We start from the raw sequence: 25,400 nt of genomic DNA, 5'->3' as shown, positions 1-25,400 counted from the left end.
CCGCCTCTCCCGCCGACATCCGCTACGCCCCTCTTTCGCCCGGCGCCGCGGCGCGCGGTCTCGCAACGGCCGGTTCCTGTATCAACTGACGCGCCATGGCCCGGGCTCGTCGCCCGTGGCGCCTGGCGCGTCGCTCCTGGAACCTGCCCATCAGATGCCCTGCGCCATGCCTTCCGTCTTTGCCCCCCGTACGCCGCTGCGCCTCGCCGTGCTGGCGGCGTCCCTGACCACCGCCTGGACCGCCCAGGCGCAGAATGTTGGAACCGCTGGCGTCCCTGCCCCCACACTGGCCCCGATCACCGTCATTGACCGCTCCAACCAGGGCTCGATGCGCCCCGGCGCATTGCGCGACGAACTGGTCAAGACCGAATCCATCAGCGAACGCGCCATCGCCAAGGCAGGCGCCACCAACGTCAACGAAGCGCTCGACAAGAATCCCGGCATCGCCGTCCAGGTCGAATGCTCGATCTGCAACGTACGCAACATCCTGCTCAACAACCTGCCGGGCCGCTACACCACGCTGATGATCGACGGCGTGCCGATCTTCTCCTCGGTGTCCTCGGCCTACGGACTGGACAGTGTCAGCGTCTATGGCGTCGAACGCATCGACGTGGCGCGCGGCGCCGGCGCCAGCCTGATCGCGCCCGAGGCGCTGTCCGGCTCGGTCAACATCGTCACCAAGCGCCCCACCGAGGCCGAGAACCGCGCCCGCGCGCAGATCGGCAGCTACGGCTCGCGCCAGGGCGACGCCTACCTGGCGCGGCCGTTCGAAGGCGGCGCCATCACCGCCACGCTCAACTACAACAAACACGATTCCGTCGACGCCGACCACAACGGCATCTCCGAATACACCGGCTACGACCGCCGGCTGGGCGGCATCGGCTTCTTCCTGGACGACGCCGGCGGCTTCAAGGTGCGCGGCCGGCTCGACGTGGTCAACGAAAAACGCGGCGGCGGCGCGCTCGGCACGGACTACTCCGCCATCAAGCACAGCACCACGGGCAATCCCTTCGACTGGCGCGGCGGCGTGCACGGCTCGCCCGACCGCGACGGCTGGGTCAATCCGGCGGACGGCAGCGTCATGGCCTACGACGACGGCCGCGGCGGCATGTCCGAGATCATCTTCACCGACCGCGTGCAGTTCATCTCCACCGGCGAAAAACGCTTCGGCGACAGCCTGCTGCGGCTGGCCGTGGGCGCGGCCGAGCACAAGCAGGACAGCTTCTACGAACTGGCCACCTACGTCGCCCGCCAGAAGCAGTACTACGCCGAGGCCAGCTGGCAGACGCCCATCGCGGGCTGGTTGACCACCCTGGGCACCAACTTCCGCTACGAAGATTTGAGAAGCCACGGCAGCATGGAAGACGGCACGCCGGTACGCGGCGTCGACGACTACACCTACCGGACCCCGGCGCTGTTCCTGCAAGCCTATCGCTCCCTGTTCGATGACGCGCTTGAAATCAATGGCTCGGTGCGCTACGACCACCACAACGTCTTCGGCAGCATCACCTCGCCGCGCCTGAACGCGCTCTGGCACCACACCGAGCGGCTCTCCAGCCGCTTCAGCGTCGGCAAGGGGTTCCGCGCGCCCACCAGCTTCTTCGAGCAGGAACATGGCATCCTCAACACGATCCGCATCGATCGCCAGATCAGCAAGCCCGAAGAATCGCTCAACGCCAGCTATGCGCTGAACTACGCCGACGACCGGCTGGCCGTGACCGGGTCGTACAACTACAACCACATCAAGAATTTCGCGACGCTCGATCCCGGCCAGACCGACGCCGACGGCAAGCCGATCACGGTGTTCGGCAGCGCCGGGCAGCCTGTCATCGTGCAGGGTGTCGATGTGACGCTGTCCTACCTGGTCACGCCGGCGCTGACGGTCATGGCCGCTGCCGAGGGCTTCAACTACAGATTCCCCGCGGGCACGCTGATCTTCGCCCGTCCCAACGCCAAGGCCTATCTTGGCCTGGACTACGACCGCGGCGATCTCGACCTGAACGCCAAGCTGGTCTGGACTGGCCCGATGAACCTGCGCAAGTTCCACGACGACGGCTCGGGCCAGCAGGATCGCTACAACCTCGACGGCACGCCCAAGCGGGACAAGAGCCCGGGTTTCTTCACCCTCGATGTGCGCGGCGAGTACGCCATCAACAAGCATTTCACGGTCTACGCCGGGGTCGACAACGTGTTCGACTACAAGCAGTCGGACAAGGAAAGCCCGCTTTTCGTCAATGGCGACGGCGGCTTCGACGTGACCCAGCTGTGGGGGCCGAGCCGCGGGCGCTACCTGTACGCCGGCACCAAGCTGAGCTTCTGATGCGTCGATTGCTGCTGTGGCCATGCCTGGCGCTGTGCGCCCCGCCCATCCTGGCGGGCGCCCAGCCGGCCGGCCGCCCGCAGGCGGGCCTGGCCTGGGACTTCTCGCTGCCGGCGCTGGACGGCGGCCGCTTCGTGCGGCTGTCGGACCAGCAAGGCCCGGTCCTGGTGAATTTCTGGAGCCGAGACTGCCCGCCCTGCGTCACCGAGTTGCCGCGCCTGCAAGCATTCGCCGACGCCCATCCCACGTGGACGGTGTTGCTGGTCAGCACCGATACCCCGGCCGCCGCCACCGAATTCGTCCGCGCCCATGCGATCACGCTGCCGGTGCTGCGCCCCGGCGGCAATGTCGCGGCCCTGATGCGCAGCGCCGGCAACCGCGTCGGCGCCCTACCCTTCACCGTGGCGACCCGGGCGGCCCGCGTCTGCGACGGACAGCTGGGCGCACTGTCAGCCACGGACCTGCGGCGCATCGCCGGCGCCTGCGCGGACGCGCAGGCGCCGGCCAAAGCGACGCCCTGAGCGCGCGCGATCACGCTCCGCCGCGCGCGGCTACGCGTCGCGGGTCACGCGCAGGATTTCCTCGGGCGAAGTCTCGCCGCTTTCCACCCAGCGCGCGCCGTCCTCGCGCATGCTGAGCATGCCGGCGGCGCTGGCGGCGCGGCGCAGTTCGCGCTCGTCGCTGCCTTCGTGGATCAAGCGGCGCGCCTCGTCGTCGACCGTGAACAATTCGTGGATGCCGGAACGACCCGCGTAGCCGGTGTGATTGCAGGCCTCGCAGCCCACCGGCTGGAACACCCGCGCGCCATCCTGCGTCGCCGGCTTCTTGCAGGCGGGGCACAGCTTGCGCACCAGCCGCTGCGCCAGCACGCCGAGCAGCGAGGACGACAGCAGGAACGGCTCCACCCCCATGTCGGTCAGGCGCGTCACCGCCGACACCGCGTCATTGGTATGCAACGTGGCCAGCACCAGGTGGCCGGTGAGCGAGGCCTGCACCGCGATCTGCGCGGTTTCGAGGTCGCGGATTTCACCGATCATGATGACGTCCGGGTCCTGCCGCAGGATCGCGCGTAGCGCCAGCGCGAAACTCATGTCGATCTTGGCGTTGACCTGCGTCTGGCTGATGCCAGCCAGGTCGTACTCGATGGGATCCTCGACGGTCAGGATATTGGTGGTGGCGGCGTCCAGCCGGCTCAACGCCGCATACAGCGTGGTGGTCTTGCCGCTGCCGGTGGGTCCGGTCACCAGCACGATGCCGTGCGGCTGGCGGATCAGGCGATCGAGCTGGCGCAGCACGCCCGGCGCCATGCCCAGCTTTTCCAGCTGCAGCCGGCCGGCCTCCTTGTCCAGCAGGCGCAGCACCGCCCGTTCGCCATGACCGGTCGGCAGGGTCGACACGCGCACGTCGATCGGACGGCCGCCCACCCGCAACGCGATGCGGCCATCCTGCGGCAGGCGCTTTTCGGCGATGTCCAGGTGCGCCATGATCTTGATGCGCGAAATCAACGCCGCATGCAGCGCCTTGCGCGGCGACACCACGTCGCGCAGCGTGCCGTCGACGCGGTAGCGCACCACCGAATGGGTCTCGAACGGTTCGATGTGGATATCGCTGGCGCCATCGCGCGCGGCCTGGGCGAACAGCGCGTTGATCATGCGGATCACCGGCGCGTCGTCCTGCGCGTCCAGCAGGTCGGCCACCTCCGGCATGTCCTGCAGCAGGCGGTCCAGGTCGATCTCGTTTTCGGCCACGCCCATCACCGAGGCGGCGTCCTCGGCGTGGCTGTAGGCCGCCGCCAGCAATGTCTCAAGCGCCTCGTCGTCCACCTGCGCCACGGCGATGTCGCCGTGGCAGCGCCGGATCTCGCGCACCGCCCATTCCGGCGTGCGCGGGCTCACGGTCAGTTGCGCATGGCCGGCGCGCAGCGACAGCACCGCCCGCTGCGCCCGCGCCCACGCGTACGGCAAGGGATGCGCGCTCATAGGTGCGACACCAGCTCGCCCTTGAAGCCCAGCTCGCGCAGCAGCGCGGTGGCCGTGGAGATGGTGCCGGGGTCCTTGGACACCTGGCTGCGCACCACATAGCCCATGCCGCCTGGACCGGTCTGCACATAGGCCTGCAGGCCGCTGGCCTGGACGCGCTGGGCAATGCGATCGGCTTCGCCGCGGGTCTTGACCGAGGCGAACTGCAGGGTCGCGCTGGTGGTGTCGGCTTCGCCGTAGAGCGAGGCGGGATCGCGCGCCACGCTCACGCCCAGCGGCAGGTTGGCGCGGATCGGCAGCGACGGATCGCTGGTCTGGGGCGCCGCCGGATACTGGCGCACCGCGAACGACTCGACCGTGGTGGGCGGCGGCCGCCGCATCGTTTCGGCCAGTTGCTCGGGCCGCATGTCATAGACGTTGTTGGACACCGACGGCGCCGAGCCCGGCGGCGGCAGCATCGGCGCCTGCATGTTGGGCAGCAGCCAATGATTGCCCGGCTGCGCGCCGCCCTGGGCGCGGCGCATGTAGTCGTAGCGGTCCATCGTCACGCTGGCGCTCTGGCGCGCGTCGCGCACCACGTAGGGACGCAGGAACACCATCAGGTTGGTCTTGGTGCGCTTGCGGCTGTCGTACTTGAACAGCGAACCCAGCACCGGAATCGAGCTCAGGCCCGGCACGTTGTTGGAGGTCAGCGTCACGTTGTCTTCGAGCAGGCCGCCCAGCACGATGATCTGGCCGTCATCGATCAGCACGCTGGTATCGATGGCGCGCTTGTTGGTGACGATGCCCGTGGTGGCCGACGAACGGCTCTCGTCGATGCTGCTGACTTCCTGGTAGATGTCGAGCTTGACCGCGCCGCCCTCGGAGATCTGCGGCCGGATGTTCAGCTTCAGGCCGACGTCCTCGCGCTGGATGGTCTGGAACGGGTTGTTGTTGTTGCCGCCGTTGGTGACGTACTGGCCGGTCACGAACGGCACCGTCTTGCCCACCAGGATGCTGGCGGACTGGTTGTCCAGCGTCAGCAGGTTCGGCGTGGACAGGATGTTGGCCTCGCCGGTGTTCTGCATCGCGCGCGCCAGCACCCCCAGGTTGATGACCTTGTTGCCCAGCACGTCCACCGTGCCCTTGACCACGCCCAGGCTCAGGCCGCTGCCGAGCGCGTCGATCGAGGTGGGGCCGGTGCCCGTCAGGCCGCTGCCGCCCAGGTTGGTGCCGCCGATGAAGCTGGTGCCGCCACTGTTGATGTTGCCGGCGCCGGTCATCCACTGGATGCCGAATTCGGCCGCCGCCTGCTCGCTGACCTCGACGATCAGGCTTTCCACCAGCACCTGCGCGCGGCGCTGGTCGAGCTGGTCGATCACTTCGCGCAGGCTGCGGTACAGCGGCTCCGGCGCGGCAATGATCAGCGAGTTGGTGGCCGGATCGGCCTGGATGGTGGCGCCGCCCGCGGAATACGACACCGCCTGGTTGCCGGAATCGTCGCGCGCGATGCGCTCCTGGTCGCCCGACAGGCCGCCCTTGGCGTTGCCGGACGCATTCGTCGAGCTGGACATGCCCAGGCCGGTGCCGGTATTGCCGCCGGAACCCTGGGGCGACCGGTTGCCGCCGGCCTGGCCGGGACCGCCGCCAGCGCCGCCCGAGGGATTGGCTCCCGGCGCCGAATTGGCCTGGCCAGCCAGCAAGCCGCCCAAGACTTCGGCGATGCGGGTGGCCTGCGCGTTGCGCATGTAGACCACGTGCAGGTTGCCCGCGCGGTTCTGCTGCGCGTCCAGCTTCATGATCAGGTCCCGCGCCAGCCGGGTGCGCGCCGGGCTGCCCGCGCGGATCAGGACGCTGTTGCTGCGCGGGTCCGCCACCACCGCGATGCGCTGCGTCGGATCGCTGCTCTGCGTATCCAGCAGCTGCGAGGCCAGGATGGCGATGTCGGACGCGATGCCCGAACGGATCGGCACCACATCGGTGTCGATCGAACTGGGCACATCGATACGGGCGATCACCGCCGCGATGCGGTCCAGGTTGTCGGCGTAGTCGGTCACCACCAGCGTGTTGTTGCCCGGATACGCATTGATCGGGTTGTTGGGCGGCACCATCGGGCGCAGCACCGGCACCAGGTTGGCCGCGTTCTCGTACTTCAGCGGGAATACGCGCGTCAGCATCTCGCCGCTGTTGCCCGATGCGCCACGCGCGAACGCCGCCACCGGCACCGGCCCCTTGGCCGCGCCGGCCGGGGTGGCCGCCGGGCGCGGATCGCCCACCACCGCGCTGCCCTGCAGCTTGGCATCGGCCTCCGGCACCACCCGCGTCACGCCGTCCACCTCGACGATCGCAAAGCCCTGCAGCCGCAGCGCGCCGGTAAGCATCGACAGCGCCTGGCCGCTATCGACCGGCCGGTCGGACACCAGCGTGAGCTTGCCCTTCACGCGCGGATCCACCAGGAAATTGCGCTTGGTGAACAACGACAGCGCACGCAGCACGGCGGGGATGTCCGTGTCGACGAAGTTCAGGCTGACGCGATTGTCCGCCTGTTGAGCATGGGCCTGGTTGGCCGCGGGTCCGAGTTGGCTTGCCGCGAGCAAAACCGCTAGGCTGAGTTGCGCGATATGACGCATGACGGGATGTGCCTGAGACGTGAAGTCGTGTGAAAAAACGTGAAAGCGCGTCGGAGTATACGGGGTGACACTGCAACACTACGGTCATAATCCAAAGGCAAGGTGACGGGCTGCAAAGCCTTGATTTACGGGCCTTTGCGCCGATCGGCGCGGAGCCCGAACCACCTCCCACCATGCCATCCTTTCGTTACGAAGCGACTGACGCGCTCGGCAAAATCGTGCACGGCACGATCGACGCCGACAGCGAGCGCGGCGCCCGCAACCAGCTGCGCGGCCGCGGCCTGCTGCCCCTGTCGACCTCTCCCGCCGCGCGCGCCGAAGGCCTGGGCGCCGCCCTGCGCACGCGCCTGTCCGACGCCGACCTGGCCTGGCTCACGCGCCAGCTCGCCAGCCTGCTCGCCGCCCGCCTGCCGCTGGACGCCGCGCTCGGCGCCACGCTCGAACAGGCCGAGAAGAAACACATCGCCGCCACGCTCGAAGGCGTGCGCGACGATGTGCGCGCCGGCCATCGCCTGTCCACCGCGCTGGCCTCGCGTCCGCGCGACTTCCCCGAGATCTACCGCGCCCTGATCGGCGCCGGCGAGGAATCCGGCGACCTGGCGCAGGTCATGGAAAAACTGGCCGACTACATCGAGGAACGCAATACGCTGCGCAGCAAAGTCATGACGGCGTTCATCTACCCCGCCGTGGTCGCCTGCGTCTCCGTCATCATCGTGGTCTTCCTGCTGGGCTACGTGGTGCCGCAGGTGGTGTCCGCCTTCAACCACGCCAAGCAGCAGCTGCCGCTGCTGACCCGCATCATGCTGGCGCTGTCCGACTACGTGCGCGAATGGGGCCTGGCCACCGGCGCCGTCATCGCGCTGGCCATCGTGCTGTGGCGTTACTCCCTGCGCGTGCCCGCCGCCCGCCGCGCCTGGCACGCCCGCGTCCTGCGCCTGCCCCTGGCCGGCCGCTTCGTGCTCGGCGTCAACGCCGCCCGCTTCGCCTCGACCCTGGCCATCCTCTGCGGCAGCGGCGTCGCCCTGCTCACCGCCCTCGAAGCCGCCCGCCGCACCCTCGGCAACGACGTCCTGCGCGGCGCCGTCGACGAAGCCGCGGCCCGCGTGCGCGAAGGCGCCTCGCTATCGGCCTCGCTGGCCGCGCAAAAAGCCTTCCCCTCGCTCCTCATCCACCTCATCGCCAGCGGCGAAAAGACCGGCCAGCTCCCCGAATTGCTGGACCGCGGCGCCCAGAACCTGTCCCGCGACCTCGAACGCCGCGCCATGGCCATGACCGCCCTGCTCGAACCCGCTCTCATCCTGCTGATGGGCGGCTTCGTCCTGCTGATCGTGCTGGCCGTGATGATGCCGATCCTGGAAATGAATCAACTGATCCGCTAGACGCACAAAAGGAAAAGGCCCGCGTCCACCCGCGGGCCTCGGAGAGTCGATGACGGACGCCAACAGGGGCGGCGACCAACCGCTAAACATTCACGACGAACAACACGCAAACCATCAGGCAAAACGCGCATCAAAGACGCCGCCAGTCAAAGCCGCAGCCACTCCCCCTCTCTACCCCAGCGCGAAGCGACACCGGTCGACGCCTGCCACCGCGTATGCCCGAGGCGGCCGCCCGCGCGGCCGTCTCGGGCGGGCCCCGCAAGTCCTCCGCAGGCAGCCGCCGCAGCAGCGCTTCATTTCTCAAAGGTGCGAGCCCGGCGCGCTGGCGTGACGGGTGCGGGCGCCGTCGATGCGCCCGAGGGAATCTGAAGGCAGTCGCCGCAGGCGACAACGAAGATGACGAAGGGGCAGTCCGGAGCGAACGCTCCGGACCGCAATCGTTGGCGCCCGCACCCGTCGCGTCAGCGCGCCGGGCGGCCCAAGAACACAACACCTGCCAAAAAAACTTCGGGGAGACCATAACGATCCCCCCGACAGTCAACCCAAAACCGAATCCAGCGCAAATTCAAAGCGCCTCTTCGTCGCTCTCCCCCGTCCGAATCCGGATGGCCTGTTCCACCGGCGTCACGAAGATCTTGCCATCGCCGATCTTGCCGGTACGGGCCGCCTTCACCACCGCCTCGATCGCTGCCTCGACCTGGTCATCCGGCAGCACCACCTCGACGCGGATCTTCGGCAGGAAATCCACCACGTATTCCGCCCCGCGGTAAAGCTCGGTATGCCCCTTCTGGCGCCCGAACCCCTTCACTTCGGTCACGGTCAGCCCGCTGACGCCGACCTCGGCCAGCGCTTCGCGGACTTCGTCGAGCTTGAAGGGTTTGATGATGGCGGTGACTTGTTTCACGTTGGTCGTCCTGATTGTTCGATCTGTTGCGGCGCCCCGGGGTACATATCGGACCAGGGCACGATGATTGAGAGAATACCACCGGCGCCCGGCCCGCCAAGCCCGGCGCCTGGCCTGCCGGGAAAACCCGCAGACCGGTCAGGCCGGCGGCGTCTGGTCGGGAATCCGGTCGGCGTCGCGCATCCACACCACCGACTCGGAATCGCTCGGCGCGCGCCAGTCGCCACGCGGCGACAGCGACCCGCCCGAGCCCACCTTGGGCGCGTTCGGCACGCAAGTGCGCTTGAACTGGCTGAGACGGAAGAACCGGTCCAGGAAGATCTTCAGGTTGCGCTTGATGGCCGCCAGGTCGTACTGGTTGCGCGCCACGTGGCCGCCTTCCGGCCAGGCGCCGGCATCGCGGTCGCGCCAGGCCGCCAGCGCCAGGAACGCCACCTTGGTCGGCGCGAAACCGTAGCGCAGCGTGTAGTACAGGTTGAAATCCTGCAGCTCGTAGGGCCCGATCGTGTCTTCGCTCTTCTGGGTCGGCTTGCCGTCGTCGCCGCCCGGCACCAGTTCGGGGCTGACATCCGTGCCCAGCACGTCCAGCAGCACCGCCGCGCCCGCCTCGCCCAGGCGGCCGGATTCGGCCACCCAGCGCACCAGGTGCGTGATCAGCGTCTTGGGCACGCTGGCGTTGACGCTGTAATGGGACATGTGGTCGCCCACGCCATAGGTGCACCAGCCCAGCGCCAGCTCGCTCAGGTCGCCCGTGCCGATGACGATGGCGCTGTTGAAATTGGCGATGCGGAACAGATGGTTGGTGCGCTCGCCGGCCTGCACGTTCTCGAACGTGATGTCGTACACCGGCTGGCCGTCGGCATAGGGATGGCCGAGGTCCTTGAGCATCTGCAGGCAGCTGGGGCGGATGTCGACCTCGGAGGCCGTGCAGCCCACCACCGCCATCAACTGGCGCGCCTGCTGCAGGGTGCGCGTACTGGTGGCGAAACCCGGCATGGTCACGGCCAGGATGTTGGCGCGCGGCAGTCCCAGCGTGTCCATGGCCTGGGCGCAGACCAGCAGCGCGTGGGTCGAATCCAGCCCACCCGAGATGCCGATGACCACCTTGGACATGCCGCTGGCCGAGAGCCGCTGCGCCAGCGCCTGCACCTGGATGTTGTAGACCTCCTTGCAGCGCTCGTCGCGGCGCCGGGGGTCGGCCGGCACGTACGGAAAGCGCGCCACGCGCCGCTCCAGCGGCAGCTCGGCGTCCTCCAGCGGCGCCGCGACCGGCACCAGCACCTGGCGGAACTTGCGCACTTCATCGCGGTGGCGCCGCGCCGACTGGCCGAAGGTGGTCTGGTGCATGCGCTCGCGCGACAGGCGCTCCAGGTCGACGTCGGCAAACAGCAGGTGCGACTCGTTCAGGAAGCGCTCGGACTCGCCCAGCAGCTCGCCGTTTTCGTAGATCAGCGCCTGGCCGTCCCAGGCCAGGTCGGTGGACGACTCGCCGCGGCCGGCCGAGGTGTACATGTAGGCCGCCAGGCAGCGCGCCGACTGCTGCGCCACCAACTGGTGGCGGTAGGCAGACTTGCCGACCACGATGTTCGAGGCCGACAGGTTCACCAGCACCGTGGCGCCGGCCAGCGCCGCGAACGAGGACGGCGGGATCGGCACCCAGACGTCTTCGCAGATCTCGACGTGGAACTGGAACAGCGGCAGCTTCTCCATCTGGAACAGCAGCTCGGGGCCGAACGGCACCGTCTGGTCCAGCAGGCGGATCTCGGTGGCGACGGCGCAATCGGCCGCGCTGAACTGGCGCGCTTCGTAGAATTCGCTGTAGTTGGGCAGGAAACTCTTGGGCACCACGCCCAGGATGCGGCCGCCGGCAATGACCACGGCGCAGTTGTACAGCTGGTGCGCCACCCGCAGCGGCGCGCCGACGATGACGGCGATATCCAGCTCGGCCGTGGCCCGCGCCACCTGGTCCAGCGCCGCCTCGCAGGCGTCCAGGAGGGCCTTCTGGTGGAACAGGTCGTCGCAGGTATAGGCCGACAGGCCCAGTTCGGGGAACGCCACCAGCACGGCGCCGCCCTGGGCCGCCTGCTGCGCCAGCGCGATGGTCTGCGCGGCATTGAAGGCCGGGTCCGCGACCTTGCACTCGGGCACGCCCACGGCGACCCGGGCGAAGCCATGGGAATACAGGTTGAAAAACGGGTTCGACATCGGATCCATCGCCTGGGGCGCCTTGATACGGAACTGCACGAAACGGGCCTGCTGCAGGCCCTGGGAATCCTACCGGGCGATTATCTCACGGCGTCATGCGCCGGACGGCGGCGTCAGGCGCTCAGGATCGGCCCGGTGATGCGCGCCTTCGGCAGCCATCGCGGCCTGGACGGCGCCCTCGCGCAGGTAGTTGCCCATGGCGCCGATGTCCGCGCCAGACGGCTGCTGGTACAGCCGCAGGCCCAGTTCCGGCAGGATCGCCAGCAGATGGTCGAAGATGTCGCCCTGGATGCGCTCGTACTCGACCCAGGCGGTGACGGCGGTGAAGCAATAGACCTCGACCGGGATGCCGTCGGCGGTGGGTTCCATCATGCGCACCATCATCGCCATGTCCTGGCGCACCTCGGGGTTCTGCTTCAGGTAGGCCAGGCCGTAGGCGCGGAAAGTGCCGATGTTGGTCAGGCGGCGGCGGTTGGCCGGCACGCTGGCCAGCTCGCCCATGGTCTGGTTGGCCTGGGCAATGTCCTGCGTCTTGACCCGCAGGTAGTCGTGCAGCAGCCGGAAGCGCATCAGCCGCTGGGCCTCGTCGTCGGTCAGAAAGCGCACGCTGCTGGCGTCGATGCGCAGGGTGCGCTTGATGCGCCGGCCGCCCGATTCGAACATGTGGCGGTAGTTGCGGTAGCTTTCCGAGAACAGCTTGTAGGTCGGCACCGTGGTGACGGTGTTGTCCCAGTTCTGCACCTTGACCGTATGCAGGGCGATGTCCTTGACGAAGCCGTCGGCGTTGGACTGCGGCATCTCGATCCAGTCGCCGATGCGCAGCATGTCGTTGCTGGTGAGCTGGGTGCTGGCCACCAGCGACAGCAGCGTGTCCTTGAACACCAGCAGCAGCACCGCCGACAGCGCGCCCAGGCCGGAGATCATCCACAGCGGCGAGCGGTCGATCAGGATGGAAAGCACCAACACGGTGCATACCGCCATCAGGATCAGCTTGCTGATCTGGATATAGCCCTTGATCGAGCGGGTCTGCGCCCGGGTGGTGGCCGAATAGGTGTCCTGCCAGGCGCTCAGCACCCCGGAAAACGCCACGAACACGCAGATCCAGGCGCCGGCGTGGGCCAGCCGCCCGACCAGCGTGGCGGCCTTCTCGACGTGCGGCACCAGTTCGATGCCCACCGACACCACCGCGAATGGCACCGCGTACCACAGGTTCTGATAGGCGCGACGGCGCTGCAGCGCCTTGTCCCAGTCCTCGTGGCCGCTGACCACCAGCAGCCGGTGCGCCAGCAGCAGCACCACCCGCGCGACCACCCACTGGACGAACAACGCCGTCAGGATCAGCACGCCGATGCCGACCAGCGTCTGCGCCCACGGCTGGTGCGGCATATAGGTATCGAGTTCGGTGGCCAGCTGTTCCCATTCCATGGGCATAGGTCGTGTGCTCTCTTTCGGGTGACGGGGGGACGTTTTCATCTTGAGGCGGCTCGGCGATGAAAAAACGCCGTAGACCGCCGGATATGACCCTGAATTATCCGACAACTCGCGCCGCCGCGAGTTTCCAGCCGCAACAGCGGGGCGTCCCTGCCTCGCACCGGATTCGTCAGGCGCCCGGGGCAGGCCCTATAATCCCCGCCATCATGGCAAACACTCCCTCCCCCGATCAAAACCAGTTCGCCAACAAGGCGCAGGCCTGGTCCGCCCGGTTCTCGGAACCGGTTTCCGAACTCGTCAAACGCTACACGGCGTCCGTGGACTTCGATAAGCGCCTGGCGCGCGTCGACATCCAGGGTTCGCTGGCGCACGCCGACATGCTGGCGGCCCAGGGCATCATCGGCGCCCAGGACCTGGCCGACATCCAGCGCGGCATGACCCAGATCCTGTCGGAAATCGACGCCGGCAGCTTCCAGTGGCTGCTCGACCTCGAAGACGTGCACCTGAACATCGAGAAGCGCCTGGTCGAGCTGGTCGGCGATGCCGGCAAGCGCCTGCACACCGGCCGTTCGCGCAACGACCAGGTGGCCACCGACATCCGCCTGTGGCTGCGCGGCGAAATCGACACCCTGATCGACCTGCTGCGCCAGCTGCGCCACGCGCTGGCCACGGTGGCGCTGGACAACGCCGCCACCATCATGCCGGGCTTCACCCACCTGCAGGTGGCCCAGCCCGTCACGTTCGGCCACCACCTGCTGGCCTACGCCGAGATGTTCGGCCGCGACGCCGAGCGCCTGGCCGACTGCCGCCGCCGCGTCAACCGCCTGCCGCTGGGCGCCGCCGCCCTGGCCGGCACCTCGTTCCCGATCGACCGCGAACGCGTCGCCAAGACCCTGGGCTTTGACGGCGTCTGCCGCAATTCGCTCGACGCCGTCTCCGACCGCGACTTCGCCATCGAGTTCTGCGCCGCCGGCGCGCTCATCATGACGCACGTCTCGCGCCTGTCCGAAGAACTGGTGCTGTGGATGAGCCCGCGCGTCGGCTTCATCGACCTGGCCGACCGCTTCTGCACCGGCAGCTCGATCATGCCGCAGAAGAAGAACCCCGACGTGCCTGAACTGGCGCGTGGCAAGACCGGCCGCGTCAACGGCAACCTGGTCGCCCTGCTGACCCTGATGAAGGGCCAGCCCCTGGCCTACAACAAGGACAACCAGGAAGACAAGGAAGGCCTGTTCGACACCGTCGACACCGTGCGCGACACGCTGACGATCTTCGCCGACATGGCCGCCGGCATCAAGGTCAAGGCCGACAACATGCGCGCCGCCGCGCTGCAGGGCTTCGCCACCGCCACCGACCTGGCCGACTACCTGGTCAAGCGCGGCGTGCCGTTCCGCGACGCCCACGAAGTGGTGGCCCACGCCGTGCGCGACTGCGAACAGCGCGGCTGCGACCTGGCCGACCTGTCGCTGGATGAGCTCAAGGCCTATCACCCGACCATCGGCGACGACGTGCACCAGGTGCTGACGCTGGAAGGCTCGGTGGCCGCGCGCAAGCACGTGGGCGGCACCGCCCCCGAGCGCGTGGCCGAGGAAGCCCGCCGCGTGCTGCAGGAGACGGCGGCGTAACACGCCGGCGATTCCCTGGCGGGTAAACAAGCGGCCCCGGATTTCCGGGGCCGTTTTTCATGGGTGGATACGCTCGCGTGACGAACGCAATCAGGCCAGCGACACCTCCAGGCGCCGCCCAAGCTGCTCCAACGCCGACTCGACCTGCTCGATCCGGGATGCGTGCCGCACATCCAGCAGACGATCCACTTGCGGCATGTGCACGCCCATGCGGCGAGCCAACTCCGCCTTGCGCACACCTTGCTGGATCATCTCGTTGGACAGGAACACCTTGCTGGTGATCAGTGCCGGCAAGGTCACCGACGCCTGCCCCGCCGATACGGGCGACGGCAGCGGAATGGGGCGGCGCGCGTCAAAGTAGATTTCCAGCGCAGCCTCAAGCGCTTCCCTGGCGTTGATCGCGGCCTCTTGCTCGTCGTCACCAACCGTCAACGCTTCCGGAATATCTGGAAATCGAACGAGCCAGGTGCGATTGGAATCAAGCGTCAGGGTGAACGGATAGGTCAGCATGTAAGCCTCCCGGTTACCGAACTGGGGAAAAGTGCAGAGCACAGGGCGTGAGCGTCGATCGCATTGAATCCGTCATTATTTCAATCCGAGCTGCTTCTTGATTTCATGTTCAAGGTGTTTACCCATTTCCTTGGAGCCATGGTACGGAAAGATCGTCGTGGCGCCGTTCAACGTGACCCGAAAATGGCTGCTTCCGGAACGATGCGCAACAAAAACCGCTCCTTGCCGCTCAAGCCATTTTTTGAATTCGCTGTATTTCATGGCCCGCGCGTCGTGCAGACAAGCTTAAGCAATAAAGTTGTCTAAGAAAACATAAATGTTGTCTCCGCCAGATGTTGCCATGACGGACTGTCGGAGCGTATCCCCTGGCAAGGCATCCAAGAAGATTGGGCGCCGTTTAGCGGAACAAATTACCTGTCACGGCGTGTCATTCCTCGTTTCCGATCTCGCACGAGCGGCGGGGACGGGTTCGCTATGATGGGCGCTTTTCCCCTCAGCCCCTGCCCCATGCCAGCCCTGCGCGCGTCCTGGTTTCCGTCGCCCCTGTCCCGTCCAGCCATCCTGACGGCCGCCTGCCTGCTGGCGCTTGCCGCCCTCCCCGCCGCCCAGGCGCAGACGGCGCGCAAGCCGTCGCCGTACGAAAACAACGTCATCGAACCCCTCAAGCCCCCCCGGCCGCTTACCCCCGAGGAGATCGCGGCGCGCAAGGCCGAGGATGCGCGACGCGGCGGCCCGGCCTTCATGGCCCGGGTCGAAAACGAAGCCGCGTTCCGCCAGCTGGCCCGGGTCTACAACGCCGGCACGCCGCTGGAAATCCCGCACGTACTGTTCGTGATCGACCGCCAGCGCGGCAATCGCATCCATTACCTGGACACGCCGCGCTACGGCCTGCACGAGACCTTCGCGCGCGAGCGGCGCCTGCTGCCCGGCAAGGACAAGGCCGTGCTGATCGCGCAGTACAAGGACCCCAACCGCCGCCTGCTGTTCGGCACCCTCAGCTGGCAGCGTGACCTGCCGGGATATACCTATGAATTCTGGGAAGGCGACCGCCTCACCCCCGAGCTGTTGAAGCTGGCCGACGAGGTGGTCGCCAAGAGCTTTTACGCCCCGGTCCGCTTCAAGACCAACTCGACCCTGCACGAACAGGCCGCCACCACGGCCGGCCTGACCTTCGTGACCCAGGAAGCCCTGCTGCGCGAACAGGCCTTCCTGCCGCTGAATCCCGGCAGCGCGCAGGGCCGGCTGCGCATCGTCGCCTCGATCGAGGCCACGCCCGACCTCCAGCGCGACGACATCGTGGTGCTGGACGAGGTGCCGATCGCCATCCCGCCCGTGGCCGGCCTGATCACGCAGCGGCCATCCACGCTGCTGTCGCACGTCAACCTGCTGGCCAAGGGCTGGGGCATTCCCAACGCCTACGTGCGCGACGCCACCACCGCGCTGCGCCAGTACGACGGCCAATGGGTCACCTTGACCGTCAGCGGCAACGACTACCAGGTGCGGCCCAGCGACAAGCCCGCCAGCCAACCGCCGGCCACGCCGCCCAAGCCGCGCGCGCAACTGCCCAAGCCCGACCTGAGCGTGCAGGCGCTCAAGCCGCTCGATGCCCTGGCCGTGCGCGACAGCCGCCATTGCGGCGTCAAGGCCGCCAACCTGGGCGCGCTCCGGTCCGCATTGCCGCCGGCCGCCAGCGTGCCCGACGGCTTCTGCATCCCGTTCGCCCAGTACGCCGCCTTCATTAAGCGGCTGAATGTGGCGCAACGGGTGGCCGCGCTGGAACAGCGCCCGGACTTCATCGCCGACGCCGAGGTGCGGCGCAAGGAACTGACCGCCCTGCGCCAGGACATCATGCAAGCCGCCGTCGACCCGGCACAGGCCGAATCCTGGCGCGCGCTGTGGCAATCGCGCCTGAAGGGCGCGGGCGTGTTCGTGCGCAGTTCCTCCAATTCCGAGGACCTGCCCGGCTTCAGCGGCGCCGGCCTGTACACCACCGTGCCCAACGTCACCCAGCCCGACGCCTTGGCCAAGGCGGTGCAGACGGTATGGGCCTCGGTCTACAACTTCGACGCCTACGAGGCGCGGCGCGCAGCCGGCATTCCCCAGGACGCGGTGGTGATGGCCGTGCTGGTGCAATTGGCGGCGCCGTCCGACAGCTCCGGCGTCATGATCACGCGCGATCCGTTCGACGCCAGCCGCCGCTACGTGACCTACATCTCGGCCAAGCGCGGCCTGGGCATCAAGGTGGTGGAAGGCAAGCGTCAGGCCGAGCAGGTGATGTATTCGAGCTGGTCCAAGGCGGTGCAGGTGCTGAGCCGCTCGGCCGAGGACACGCAGTTGGTGGCGGACGCCGGCGGCGGCGTGCGCGAAGTGCCGATCGCGCCGGACGCGCGCCAGGTGCTGAACGACGCGCTGGTCGCGCGGCTGGCGGCCGTGGGCCGGCAGGTCAAGCAGCGCCTGGGCCAGGTCGACCAGGACATCGAATGGGCGGTGGTCGGCGACAGGATCATCATCTTGCAGGCGCGGCCCTACATCGACGCGCGCCGCTAGCGAGCACGAACGCGGGCGTTCAAGGCCTGTTGCCTTGAACGCGCGTGCCGCGCCGCGTGTCCTGCGCGCATCACGGGCAACCCATGCCGTCCGGCAAACGGGCCCACACAGGAAAAAGCCGCGGCGGCGGGCAGGATGCCCACCACCACGGCTTCGGATACACCACGACAGCTTCTAGATGTGCAGCGCGTGCCCCAGCGCCTTGAGCGCGGCTTCCTGCACCGCTTCGCCCAGGGTCGGATGGGCGTGGATCGTGCCCGCCACGTCCTCCAGCGTCGCGCCCATTTCGAGCGACTGGCCGAACGCCGTCGACAGTTCCGACACCCCGCGCCCCACCGCCTGCCAACCCACGATCAGGTGGTTGTCGCGGCGCGCCACCACCCGCACGAACCCGTCGGTGGATTCCAGCGTCATGGCGCGGCCATTGGCGGCGAACGGGAACGACGCCGCCAGGCAGTCCAGCCCGGCCGCCTCGGCCTCGGCCGGCGACAGGCCGGCCACCACGACTTCGGGATCGGTGAAGCACACGGCCGGGATCGCGGCCGGCTGGAAGTGGCGGCGCTTGCCCGCCACCAGCTCGGCCACCATCTCGCCCTGCGCCATGGCGCGGTGCGCCAGCATCGGTTCGCCGGCGATGTCGCCGATGGCCCAGACGTCGCGCATGGAGGTGCGGCACTGGTCGTCGATGCGCAGCGCGTTGCCCTTGCGGTCCAGTTGCAGGTTTTCCAGGCCCCAGCCCTGCGTGCGCGGACGCCGGCCGACGGCGATCAGCACCCGGTCGGCGGGCAGCGCGGTCTCGGCGCCGCTGGCGTCCTGGATCCGCACCGCCGTGCCGGCGCCATTCAGCCCCAGCACCTTGCGGCCCAGGTGCAGCTCGACGCCCAGCCTGGCCAGCGCGGCGGCCACGGGCTTGGTCAGCTCGGCGTCATAGGTCGGCAGGATGCGGTCCTGCGCCTCGACCACGGCCACCTCGGCGCCCAGCTTGCGGTACACCGTGCCCAGCTCCAGGCCGATATAGCCGCCGCCCACCACCACCAGCTTCTTCGGGATGTCGGCTGGCGACAGCGCCTCGGTCGAGGACACCACCATGCCGCCGAACGGCACCGAAGGCAGCGGCGTCGGTTCGGACCCGGCCGCCAGCAGCAGGTGCTCGCACTGGATGCGCTGGCGGCTGCCGTCGGCGCTCTCGACCTCGACGGTCTTGCCGTCCAGCAGGCTGGCCCAGCCCTGCACCACCTGCACGCCGTTCTTCTTGAGCAGCGCGCCGACGCCGCCGGTCAGCTTGCCGACGATGCCGTCCTTCCAGGCCACCGTGCGGCCAATGTCGATGGCGGGCGCCGACACCGAGATGCCCAGCGCCGACTGGCCGGCGTAGTGCCGCGCCTTGTCGAATTCCTCGGCAGCGTGGATCAACGCCTTGGACGGAATGCAGCCGATGTTCAGGCAGGTGCCGCCCAGCCGGTCGCCCTCGACCAGGATGGTGGGCACGCCCAGTTGCCCGGCGCGGATCGCGGCCACGTAGCCGCCAGGCCCGCCGCCGATCACCAGCAGGGTTGTCGTCTTGGTAGTCTGGCTCATGCTTACTCCACGAAAAGCAGCGCGGGTTGTTCCAGCAGCGCGCGCACGGCCTGGATGAAGCGGGCCGCGTCCATGCCGTCGACCACGCGGTGGTCGAACGAGGACGACAGGTTCATCAGCTTGCGCGCCACCACGGCGCCATTGCGGAAGGCGGGGCGCTCGACGATGCGGTTCACGCCCACGATGCCGACCTCGGGATGGTTGATGACCGGCGTGGTGACGATGCCGCCCAGCGGCCCCAGGCTGGTGATGGTGATGGTCGAGCCGGACAGCTCGTCGCGTCCGGCGCTGCCGGCGCGCACCGCCTGCGCCAGCCGGCCGATCTCGGCCGCCATCGACCACAGGTCGCGGGTTTCGGCGTGGCGCATCACCGGCACCATCAGGCCGCCGTCGCTCTGCGTGGCGATGCCGATGTGCACCGCGCCATAGCGCGTCACCTGGCCGGCCTCGTCGTCATAGCGGGCGTTGATCTGCGGGAAGTCGCGCAGGGCGATCACCATGGCGCGCGCCAGCAGCGGCAGCAGCGTCAGCTTGCCGCGCGACTCGCCGAACTTCGCGTTCAGGCTGGCGCGCAGGTCCTCGAGCTCGGTGACGTCGATTTCCTCCACGTAGCTGAAATGCGGAATGCGGCGCTTGGACTCGGCCATCTTCTGCGCGATCTTGCGGCGCAGGCCGATCACCGGCACCTGCTCTTCGTCGTTGCGCTCGGCGTACGCCGGGCCGCGCGCGGTCGTGACCGCGCCCTGCCCTTGCAGATAGGCGTCCAGGTCCTCGTGCATGACGCGGCCGGCCGGGCCGCTGCCGTGCACGTAGCGCAGCTCGATGCCCAGGTCCCAGGCGCGCTTGCGCACCGCCGGCGAGGCCAGCGGCTTCTCGCCGGGTTGGCGGGCCGCGGCGGGCGACTGGCGCGCGGCGGCCGGACGGCTGGCCGGCGCGGATGGCGCTTGCGGCGCGGCGGCGGCAGGTTGCAGCGACGCGGCGATCTGGCCGGCAACGCCGCCGGCCGGGGCCTTGTCGGCCTTGGCCGGCGCCGGTGCGGCGGCCGGCGCGCTTGCCGCCGGCGCGGGCGCGGCCTGCGGTTTCTGCGCCGCCGCCTCGCCCTTGACGTTACCCTCGCCTTCCACTTCCAGGCGGATCAGTTCGCCGCCCACGGCCATCACCTGGCCGACTTCCCCGCCCAGCGCGACCACGCGGCCGACCACGGGCGACGGAATCTCGACCGTGGCCTTGTCCGTCATGACGTCGGCCAGCGGCTGGTCCTCGGCGACGGTGTCGCCCACCTTGACGTGCCAGCCCACCAGTTCGACCTCGGCAATGCCTTCGCCGATGTCGGGCATCTTGATGACATGAATACCCATCTCACACCTCCATCGCGCGTTTGAACGCTTCGCCGACCCGGCGCGGGCCGGGGAAATACGCCCATTCCTGCGCGTGCGGATAGGGAGTATCCCAACCGGTCACGCGCTCGACGGGCGCTTCGAGGTGATGGAAGCAGTGTTCTTGCACCAGCGCGATCAGCTCGGCGCCATAGCCGCAAGTGCGCGTGGCTTCGTGCACCACGACGCAGCGGCCGGTCTTCCTGACCGAGTTGACGATGGTTTCCAGATCCAGCGGCCACAGGCTGCGCAGGTCGATGACCTCGGCGTCGATGCCGGTTTCCTCGGCCGCGGTCAGCGACACGTGCACCGTGGTGCCGTAGGTCAGCACCGTCAGCGCGTTGCCGGGCCGCACGATGGCGGCGGTGTCCAGCGGCACGGTGTAGTAGCCGGTCGGCACCACGCTGCCCGGGCGTCCGGTCCACGGCGTCACGGGACGGTCATGGTGGCCGTCGAACGGACCGTTGTACAGGCGTTTAGGCTCCAGGAAGATGACCGGATCGTCGTTCTCGATGGACGCGATCAGCAGGCCCTTGGCGTCGTAGGGGTTGGACGGCATCACCGTGCGCAGCCCGCAGACCTGGGTGAACATCGCCTCGGGGCTCTGGCTGTGGGTCTGGCCGCCGTAGATGCCGCCGCCGCAGGGCATGCGGATGGTCATGGGCGCGATGAATTCGCCCACCGAGCGGTAGCGCAGGCGCGCCGCTTCCGACACGATCTGGTCGGAGGCCGGATAGAAATAGTCGGCGAACTGGATCTCGCACACCGGCCGCAGGCCGTAGGCGCCCATGCCCACCGCCACGCCGACGATGCCGCCTTCGGAGATCGGCGTGTCGAACACGCGCGAGCTGCCGTACTTGGCCTGCAGGCCCTCGGTGCAGCGGAACACGCCGCCGAAATAGCCCACGTCCTGGCCGAACACCACCACGTTGCCGTCGCGCTCCAGCATCACATCCATGGCCGAGCGCAAAGCCTGGATCATGGTCATCGGCGCGGACGCCGGACCAGCATTGTTATCGATAGCCATGACTCACACTCCGAGCTGCTGACGTTGCCGGCGCAGGTGCTCCGGCATGTCCTTGTAGACGTCTTCAAAGATGCTGGCGGCGCTGGGGACGTGGCCGTCCACCAGGGTGCCGTAGCTTTCCGCTTCCTTCTGCGCCGCCTGGATCTCGGCGTCGAGCTCGGCGCGCACCGCGTCGTGCTCGGCCTCGGACCAGATGCCACGCAGGATCAGGTGCTTCTTGAAGCGCTCGATCGGGTCGCCCAGCGGGAAGTGGCTCCAGTCGTCGCCGGGGCGGTACTTGGAGGGATCGTCGGAGGTGGAGTGCGGGCCCGCGCGGTAGGTCACCCATTCGATTAGGGTGGGGCCGAGGTTGCGGCGGGCGCGCTCGGCGGCCCAGCGCGAGGCGGCGTAGACCGCCAGGAAATCGTTGCCGTCCACCCGCAGCGAGGCGATGCCGCAGCCCACGCCGCGGCCGGCGAAGGTGGCGCCCTCGCCCCCGGCGATGGCCTGGAATGTCGAAATGGCCCACTGGTTGTTGACCACGTTCAGGATCACCGGCGCGCGGTACACGTGCGCGAAGGTCAGCGCGGTGTGGAAGTCCGCCTCGGCGGTAGCGCCGTCGCCGATCCAGCCCGACGCGATGCGGGTGTCGCCCTTGATGGCCGAGGCCATGCCCCAGCCCACCGCCTGGATGAACTGCGTGGCCAGGTTGCCCGAGATGGTGAAGAAACCGTTCTCGCGGTCGGAATACATGACCGGCAACTGGCGCCCCTTGAGCGGGTCGCGCTCGTTGGACATGAGCTGGCACATCATGGTCACCAGCGACACGTCGCGCGCCAGCAGGATGCTCTGCTGGCGGTAGGTCGGGAAACACATGTCGCCCTGCTCCAGCGCCAGCGCGTGGGCCGAGCCGATGGCCTCTTCGCCCAGGCTCTGCATGTAGAAGGAGATCTTCTTTTTGCGCTGGGCGGTCAGCATGCGGCCGTCGAAAATGCGCGTCTTGAGCATGGTGCGCATGCCACGGCGCAGCAGCTCGTCGCTGATCTCCGGCGCCCACGGGCCGACGGCGCGGCCGTCGTCGTCGATGACCCGCACCAGGCTGTAGGCCAGGCTGCCGGTGTCGATCGCGGCGACGTCAATGGGGGGTTTGGGCACCTCGCCGGGCGGCGACAGGCGCAGGTAGGAAAAGTCGGTCTTGCAACCCGGACGCCCGGTAGGCTCGGGGACGTGCAACTTCAGCGGCCCATATTGGCTCATGAATTGTCTCCACGCTTGATCGTGTCATGCGCATTCTTCTTACCAAGACACTGCCCAGGGGGGTGACCTCGGACATTGCCATCGTCGGCCTGTGCAAAGGGATAAACATGCACGGCCGGGAGCCAGAGTAGCACAGGGCGCGGCCCCGAGACAGGGGCCGCGCCAGGCCTCGCTCGCCGCACAGGCCCAGGGCCGGCCGGCGCGCGCGGCGGGAGGTTTTCCCCCTCCTGCCCGTCCGGTTTTACCAGCGGTAGGTCGCCGTGCCGATCACCCGCCGCGGCTCGCCATAAAAGCAACCGTAGGTGCAACTGCCGATGTAGGTCTTGTCGGCCAGGTTGGTGGCGTTGAGCGCGAATTTCCACGGCCCGGTGGTGTAACTCACCATGGCATCGAACAGCGTGAAGGACGGCACCTCGACCGCCGTGCCATGCGCCAGGCCGCGCGTGCTGCCGACGTAGCGCACCCCCGCGCCGACCCGCAGCCCCGGCAGGCCGAAGGCGCCGAAGCCGTAGTCGCCCCAGACCGAGAACTGGTTGAACGGCACCGAGTTCAGGCGCTTGCCGACCTCGTCCGGTTGCAGCGGGCTGGCCTTGAGGGTGCGCGCATCGGTGTAGGCATAGGCGGCGATCAGGTTGGCGTGGCGGCCGACGCGGGTGCGCGCCTCCAGCTCCAGCCCGCGGGTGCGCGCCTGGCCGGCCTGGATCTCGTAGTTGGTATCGAACGGGTCGGCCACGTTCACGTTCTTGCGCGTCAGTTGGTACACCGCCGCCGACAGCATGGTGTCCGACCCGGCCGGCTGGTAACGCAGCCCGGCTTCGTACTGCTCGCCGGTGGTGGGCTTGAAGCGGCTGCCCTGGCGATCCTGGCCGCTGGTCGGCTCGAACGATTCGCTGTAGCTCAGGAACGGCGCCAGGCCGTTGTCGGCCAGATAGACGACGCCGGCGCGGCCGGTGAAGGCCTGGCTCCTTTCGTCGTCCGCGATCTTTTCGCCGGTGAAGAAATTGCGTTCGTTGACCGTGACCCAATCGTGCCGGCCGCCCAGCAGCAGCACCCACTTATCGGCGATCTTGACCTGATCCTGCAGGTAGACCCCCAGGCGCTTCATGTCGGTTTTCGAGGACGACCACGGGAACGGCGTAGCCGGTCCCAGCGGGACGCCATAGACGGGGTCATAGAGATCGATGTTGGTGTTGCCGCGCAGGTAGCGCTCGGTCTCGTGCCTGGGCAGCGAGTAGTCCAGGCCCGCCAGCAGCGTGTGGCGCAGCGGGCCGGTGGTGGCGTCGTACTGCAGCGATGTATCGGCCACAACCGCCGAAGACCGGTCCCAGCGCGGCATCGCGCCGCGATCGGCGGTGTGGCGCTGGTCGGCCTGCAACTGCCAGATGTCGGTGGAGAAATAAGTGCTGTCCGCGTGGAAGTAGCGCACGCTGTTGCGCAGCTTGAACTGGTCCGTGAACGCGTGTTCGAACAGGTAGCCGATCGAATAGCGCTTCATGATGAACTTGTCGAAGCCCGGTTCGCCCGTGAAGCGATTGCGCGGAATCCTGCCATTGGGATTGGGCAGCACCGTGCCCTGGCCAGGCAGGCCGTAGACGTAGACCGTGCGGTCCTCCTGGTACTCCGCCAGCAGGGTCAGCGAAGTGGCGTCGCTGGGTTGCCACTTGAGGGCCGGGGCCACGTAGGTCCGATCGTCCGGCACGTGATCGATGAAGGTATCGCTGTCGCGCTTCAGGGCGGTCAGGCGGTACGACCATTTTCCCTCGTCATCGAGCGCGCCGCCGAAGTCGCCGGAGATCTGCTTGCGGCGGAAGTTGCCCGCCTCGACATTCAGTTCATGCAACGGCTCGGTGGTGGGACGCTTGCTGACCGTATTGATGACGCCCCCCGGCGGCGCCGCGCCGTAGAGCACCGAGGCCGCGCCCTTGAGGAACTCGACCCGTTCCAGCCCGTACAGTTCCTGCCGTCCGTTGTAGATGTTCACGGTGTACAGCGTGCCATCGCGATAGTAGCTGCCCTGGGTGCCGCGAAAGCCGCGCAGGAACAGGCTGTCGGACGTGCGGTCCTGGCCCTCGGCGCGGCTCACGCCCGCCACGTAGCCCAACGCGTCCTGCAGGCTCTGCGCCTTGAGCGTCTCGATTTCCTCGGCGCCGACCACCGTGATCGACTGCGGCGTCTCGATGATGGGCGTGTCGGTCTTGGTGCCGGTGGCGCTGACACGGGCGGCGTAGCCATGCAGCGGGCCTGTGGCCGATTCCGCCGCGCCGGTCACGCGCACCGGCTCCAGCAGGGCCGCCCCGCCCGTCTGCGGCAGGGGCCGCGCGCTGAAGGTGCCGTTGGCGGTGATGCGCAATTCCAGGCCGCTGCCCGCCAGCGCCTGGCGCAAGGCCTGCTCGGTCGTGTAGGTGCCGGCCACGGCTGGCGCCTGGCGGCCCGCCACCAGCGCCGGATCGACCGACACCGCGCGGCCGCTCTGGCGCGCGATGCGGGTCAGGGTCTCGGCCAGCGGCGCGGCGGGCAGATCGTAGCGCTGCGCCAGGGACGCGCCCGATTGGGCGCCCGCCTGCGCCTGGGCGATAGCGGCCGGCGCGGCCAGGGCAATGAGGAACGCGGCCGCCAGCTGCGGCGCGGGACGAACGGGGAACATGGAATCTCCTGCGACAAGGGGGTGCTTCAG

At 68.4% G+C, this 25,400-nt stretch carries 17 protein-coding genes; 5 read left to right on the top strand and 12 right to left on the bottom strand.

What is annotated here, in order from left to right; translation table 11 throughout:
* Window positions 1-166: 166 nt before the first annotated feature.
* Complete coding sequence (locus AC6CR5_RS02630) at window positions 167-2,320, top strand: TonB-dependent receptor plug domain-containing protein (RefSeq protein WP_200221186.1); 2,154 nt, start codon at window positions 167-169, stop codon at window positions 2,318-2,320.
* Window positions 2,320-2,841, top strand: a complete 522-nt coding sequence (locus tag AC6CR5_RS02625) for a TlpA disulfide reductase family protein (protein ID WP_047992786.1) — start codon at window positions 2,320-2,322, stop codon at window positions 2,839-2,841. Before AC6CR5_RS02630 ends, AC6CR5_RS02625 begins: the two co-directional genes overlap by 1 nt.
* A 30-nt stretch (window positions 2,842-2,871) precedes the next feature.
* Here AC6CR5_RS02625 and gspE read toward each other — a convergent pair whose 3' ends face one another.
* Window positions 2,872-4,299: a type II secretion system ATPase GspE gene (gene gspE, locus AC6CR5_RS02620; protein ID WP_020927279.1), complete on the bottom strand. Its 1,428-nt coding sequence runs from the start codon at window positions 4,297-4,299 to the stop codon at window positions 2,872-2,874.
* The gene (gene gspD, locus AC6CR5_RS02615; RefSeq protein WP_054444248.1) at window positions 4,296-6,908 is read right to left on the bottom strand and encodes a type II secretion system secretin GspD; all 2,613 of its coding nucleotides are present in this window, start codon (window positions 6,906-6,908) and stop codon (window positions 4,296-4,298) included. Before gspD ends, gspE begins: the two co-directional genes overlap by 4 nt.
* A gap of 173 nt (window positions 6,909-7,081) precedes the next feature.
* On the opposite strand from gspD, the gene gspF reads away from it, so the two are divergent.
* Window positions 7,082-8,287, top strand: coding sequence for a type II secretion system inner membrane protein GspF (gspF, locus tag AC6CR5_RS02610; protein WP_020927277.1), 1,206 nt, complete (start codon window positions 7,082-7,084; stop codon window positions 8,285-8,287).
* Between the two features lie 565 nt (window positions 8,288-8,852).
* Here the strand turns inward: gspF and AC6CR5_RS02605 are convergent.
* The 3 genes from AC6CR5_RS02605 to AC6CR5_RS02595 form a co-directional block, all read right to left on the bottom strand.
* A complete protein-coding gene (locus AC6CR5_RS02605; protein WP_006386376.1) occupies window positions 8,853-9,191 on the bottom strand; it encodes a P-II family nitrogen regulator in 339 nt (112 codons plus the stop codon).
* A gap of 138 nt (window positions 9,192-9,329) precedes the next feature.
* A complete protein-coding gene (locus tag AC6CR5_RS02600; protein WP_498085253.1) occupies window positions 9,330-11,396 on the bottom strand; it encodes an NAD(+) synthase in 2,067 nt (688 codons plus the stop codon).
* Window positions 11,397-11,489: 93 nt separating this feature from the next.
* Window positions 11,490-12,821 (bottom strand): mechanosensitive ion channel family protein, encoded by a 1,332-nt coding sequence (locus AC6CR5_RS02595; RefSeq protein ID WP_150100299.1) that lies wholly within the window; start codon window positions 12,819-12,821, stop codon window positions 11,490-11,492.
* A 212-nt stretch (window positions 12,822-13,033) separates the two neighbouring features.
* Between AC6CR5_RS02595 and argH the strand changes: the two genes are divergently transcribed.
* Window positions 13,034-14,452, top strand: coding sequence for an argininosuccinate lyase (argH, locus tag AC6CR5_RS02590; protein WP_006386379.1), 1,419 nt, complete (start codon window positions 13,034-13,036; stop codon window positions 14,450-14,452).
* Window positions 14,453-14,542: 90 nt separating this feature from the next.
* Here the strand turns inward: argH and AC6CR5_RS02585 are convergent, their stop codons facing one another.
* Both AC6CR5_RS02585 and AC6CR5_RS02580 read right to left on the bottom strand, forming a co-directional pair.
* On the bottom strand, window positions 14,543-14,962 hold the full coding sequence (locus AC6CR5_RS02585) for a type II toxin-antitoxin system HicB family antitoxin (protein ID WP_006386380.1): 420 nt from the start codon (window positions 14,960-14,962) through the stop codon (window positions 14,543-14,545).
* Window positions 14,963-15,037: 75 nt separating this feature from the next.
* Entirely contained in the window at window positions 15,038-15,223 is a 186-nt protein-coding gene (locus tag AC6CR5_RS02580; RefSeq protein WP_006386381.1) for a type II toxin-antitoxin system HicA family toxin, read from the bottom strand.
* Between the two features lie 246 nt (window positions 15,224-15,469).
* Between AC6CR5_RS02580 and AC6CR5_RS02575 the strand changes: the two genes are divergently transcribed.
* Window positions 15,470-17,509: a PEP/pyruvate-binding domain-containing protein gene (locus AC6CR5_RS02575; protein WP_498085252.1), complete on the top strand. Its 2,040-nt coding sequence runs from the start codon at window positions 15,470-15,472 to the stop codon at window positions 17,507-17,509.
* A 174-nt stretch (window positions 17,510-17,683) separates the two neighbouring features.
* Here AC6CR5_RS02575 and lpdA read toward each other — a convergent pair whose 3' ends face one another.
* From lpdA to AC6CR5_RS02550, 5 genes are all read right to left on the bottom strand, one after another.
* Window positions 17,684-19,087: a dihydrolipoyl dehydrogenase gene (gene lpdA, locus AC6CR5_RS02570; protein ID WP_020927271.1), complete on the bottom strand. Its 1,404-nt coding sequence runs from the start codon at window positions 19,085-19,087 to the stop codon at window positions 17,684-17,686.
* Between the two features lie 2 nt (window positions 19,088-19,089).
* The gene (locus AC6CR5_RS02565; protein ID WP_498085251.1) at window positions 19,090-20,445 is read right to left on the bottom strand and encodes a dihydrolipoamide acetyltransferase family protein; all 1,356 of its coding nucleotides are present in this window, start codon (window positions 20,443-20,445) and stop codon (window positions 19,090-19,092) included.
* A 1-nt stretch (window position 20,446) separates the two neighbouring features.
* The gene (locus AC6CR5_RS02560) at window positions 20,447-21,490 is read right to left on the bottom strand and encodes an alpha-ketoacid dehydrogenase subunit beta (RefSeq protein WP_020927269.1); all 1,044 of its coding nucleotides are present in this window, start codon (window positions 21,488-21,490) and stop codon (window positions 20,447-20,449) included.
* 3 nt (window positions 21,491-21,493) lie between these two features.
* Window positions 21,494-22,726 carry a 3-methyl-2-oxobutanoate dehydrogenase (2-methylpropanoyl-transferring) subunit alpha gene (locus AC6CR5_RS02555; protein ID WP_006386387.1) on the bottom strand — a complete coding sequence of 411 codons (1,233 nt, stop codon included), beginning with the start codon at window positions 22,724-22,726 and terminating at the stop codon, window positions 21,494-21,496.
* A 241-nt stretch (window positions 22,727-22,967) separates the two neighbouring features.
* Window positions 22,968-25,370 carry a TonB-dependent siderophore receptor gene (locus tag AC6CR5_RS02550; RefSeq protein ID WP_026382700.1) on the bottom strand — a complete coding sequence of 801 codons (2,403 nt, stop codon included), beginning with the start codon at window positions 25,368-25,370 and terminating at the stop codon, window positions 22,968-22,970.
* Window positions 25,371-25,400: the final 30 nt, after the last annotated feature.

Source organism: Achromobacter sp. EG18 (assembly GCF_059759395.1).
This window is presented reverse-complemented; position numbering and strand designations above follow the sequence as displayed.

Coding starts and splice junctions, on each gene's coding strand:
- AC6CR5_RS02630 (WP_200221186.1), top strand. CDS start 167: ATGCCTTCCGTCTTTGCCCCCCGTACGCCGCTGCGCCTCGCCGTGCTG.
- AC6CR5_RS02625 (WP_047992786.1), top strand. CDS start 2,320: ATGCGTCGATTGCTGCTGTGGCCATGCCTGGCGCTGTGCGCCCCGCCC.
- gspE (WP_020927279.1), bottom strand. CDS start 4,299: ATGAGCGCGCATCCCTTGCCGTACGCGTGGGCGCGGGCGCAGCGGGCG.
- gspD (WP_054444248.1), bottom strand. CDS start 6,908: ATGCGTCATATCGCGCAACTCAGCCTAGCGGTTTTGCTCGCGGCAAGC.
- gspF (WP_020927277.1), top strand. CDS start 7,082: ATGCCATCCTTTCGTTACGAAGCGACTGACGCGCTCGGCAAAATCGTG.
- AC6CR5_RS02600 (WP_498085253.1), bottom strand. CDS start 11,396: ATGTCGAACCCGTTTTTCAACCTGTATTCCCATGGCTTCGCCCGGGTC.
- AC6CR5_RS02595 (WP_150100299.1), bottom strand. CDS start 12,821: ATGGAATGGGAACAGCTGGCCACCGAACTCGATACCTATATGCCGCAC.
- argH (WP_006386379.1), top strand. CDS start 13,034: ATGGCAAACACTCCCTCCCCCGATCAAAACCAGTTCGCCAACAAGGCG.
- AC6CR5_RS02585 (WP_006386380.1), bottom strand. CDS start 14,962: ATGCTGACCTATCCGTTCACCCTGACGCTTGATTCCAATCGCACCTGG.
- AC6CR5_RS02580 (WP_006386381.1), bottom strand. CDS start 15,223: ATGAAATACAGCGAATTCAAAAAATGGCTTGAGCGGCAAGGAGCGGTT.
- AC6CR5_RS02575 (WP_498085252.1), top strand. CDS start 15,470: ATGCCAGCCCTGCGCGCGTCCTGGTTTCCGTCGCCCCTGTCCCGTCCA.
- lpdA (WP_020927271.1), bottom strand. CDS start 19,087: ATGAGCCAGACTACCAAGACGACAACCCTGCTGGTGATCGGCGGCGGG.
- AC6CR5_RS02565 (WP_498085251.1), bottom strand. CDS start 20,445: ATGGGTATTCATGTCATCAAGATGCCCGACATCGGCGAAGGCATTGCC.
- AC6CR5_RS02560 (WP_020927269.1), bottom strand. CDS start 21,490: ATGGCTATCGATAACAATGCTGGTCCGGCGTCCGCGCCGATGACCATG.
- AC6CR5_RS02555 (WP_006386387.1), bottom strand. CDS start 22,726: ATGAGCCAATATGGGCCGCTGAAGTTGCACGTCCCCGAGCCTACCGGG.
- AC6CR5_RS02550 (WP_026382700.1), bottom strand. CDS start 25,370: ATGTTCCCCGTTCGTCCCGCGCCGCAGCTGGCGGCCGCGTTCCTCATT.